Source organism: Secundilactobacillus collinoides DSM 20515 = JCM 1123, from assembly GCF_001435975.1.
GTDB classification, from domain to species: Bacteria; Bacillota; Bacilli; order Lactobacillales; family Lactobacillaceae; genus Secundilactobacillus; species Secundilactobacillus collinoides.
Map to the genome: position 1 here is coordinate 1 of NZ_AYYR01000034.1, position 1885 is coordinate 1885.

2 protein-coding genes are annotated in these 1885 nt (G+C 37.1%); one reads left to right on the forward strand and one right to left on the reverse strand.

Annotated elements, in window-relative coordinates; all coding sequences use genetic code 11:
* Positions 1-1299, reverse strand: a 1299-nt coding sequence (gene mobQ / locus FC82_RS06855) for a MobQ family relaxase (RefSeq protein WP_162260931.1), incomplete at its 3' end; no start/stop codon positions are given.
* A 253-nt stretch (positions 1300-1552) separates the two neighbouring features.
* Here mobQ and FC82_RS06860 point away from each other — a divergent pair.
* Positions 1553-1780 carry a hypothetical protein gene (locus tag FC82_RS06860; protein WP_082620245.1) on the forward strand — a complete coding sequence of 76 codons (228 nt, stop codon included), beginning with the start codon at positions 1553-1555 and terminating at the stop codon, positions 1778-1780.
* Positions 1781-1885: the final 105 nt, after the last annotated feature.

Genomic DNA, 1885 nt, shown 5'->3' on the forward strand with positions numbered 1-1885 from the left:
ATATTTAAGCTCGATTTTGACTTCCTTTTCTTGTTGCATTAATAACTTCCAGCCAACGTATGGCCGTTTGGTAAAGGTCAATAATTGTTGGGTCAACAAATCATCACGAATGTTCATTAAACGTTCGTTTAATTCACTACCCTTGAAAACTGTTTGTTCGCTATCGGTTTCCTTAATTAATTCTCGTCTTTCAGCTTGCGTGGTCTGTTCAAAATTAAGCTCTGGATAAAGTTTTTTCGTCGTGCGATCGACCACTTTATTTAAGAGTTCATCTGCTTTTTTGAGTGAGCTTTCTTGTTGGTTAATTGTCAATAATTGTTTAGTCACATCTTCACCAACCGCATGTTTAATTAAGGTGCTGTTTTTCCAATTAAATAGCATGCGCCGTTTATCATCTAAGTTCTCCAAACTGATATAAGTTTTCAGTTCATGGCTTAACTCTTTAACTACCCGTTTTTCATTAAACGATAAGTGTTTACTTAGGCTATCTAAATGACCTCTATTGATTACTTTTTCTTGGTTGTTTTTATAACTGGCTTTGGCCTTGCGATAGTTCTTAACTTGTTGGTTAAATGCTTTTCTTTCATGCCGTTTGCTATTGATTCCCTCATGTTGCATTGGTGTGTCAGCTATTCCCTGTTCCACAAATGATTTTTCGCTGATCCGATCGGGAATATTTTTTTGCTCCAAAGCCTGATTTACACTTGCCGCCCAATTGTGCCGCCATTGATTGATTTTTTCTTTTTTATCCCAATCAACTAACCACACCTTTCTTGATCTTGGGAAACGACTATTTCCTGTATAAGTCTTGTTCCCATTTTCGTCTAATATGTTTTCTCGTTTACTTTTCAATCCCCACGTTCCGTCTGGGTTAAATGGACGGTTAGTTAACATCACATGAGCGTGCGGATTATCTGGGTGATCTCTATGAATTGCCACATCGGCAACCATACCTTCATCAACAAAATTTTCTTGTACATATTTTGTCAATAATTCTTTCTGTTCATCTTCACTTAATTCAACTGGTAGAGCCACGTTAAACTCTTTAGCGTACCGTGAGTTTGCTCGACGGTCTTTTCTTTCAACTTCGTTCCATAATTTCTCTCTATCACTCGCCCATTCTGGCGCATTCTTTGGTGTTAAAATAAAGCTTTCTGGCATAACCGACCGAGCATAAAAATAGCTTCGACCTTCTTTTTGATCGGATAATTTTTCGCCACTTCGATAACTTGCTCCAGCAATTGCACTTCTTCCTTTTCCAGCACTAATATTACTAAAGCTCATGTGAAAAATTGCCATGTCAGTCACCACCTTTCTTTGGGTTTATGGGTTTGATTTTGTTGCCGCCAACGGCGACTTCTAATACAAGTGTTTAGTACAATAACACAACCAACTTTAGTTGTTGTGTGTAAGTGCGCATTGACCTCGTTTCACTCGGTCTGCTGATTCTCCTGAATTTACTTTTAGTGTATGCCTTCCGCTTCGCTATTTCAACTTTTATCCTTTGACTTAACGTTTCCCTTATGATATAGTGTCGGTGATTATTTCTAATATGATTGGAGGGATCGTTATGTCTCAAAGTAACTTAGAAAAACAAGAAGCTAAATTAAAAGCCCTTAATCAAAAAATTAAGGACGAAAAAAATAAGATTGAACAACGGCTAGGTAAACAAATCATCAGTCAAGCCAATTTAGATTATGCTAATTTGTCTAACGATCAGATTAAGCTTTTAGCCCAGAAATTTTCTGAATTTTTAAAGGTAAAGTCCGTCGATCATTAGCCATACGAGATGGGGAAATTCCATGTCTAATCAATATGAAAAACTAGTCGAGCAGCAAGCGCGTTTAAAACAAAAAATTGAGCGGGAAGATTTTAAATTACGGCA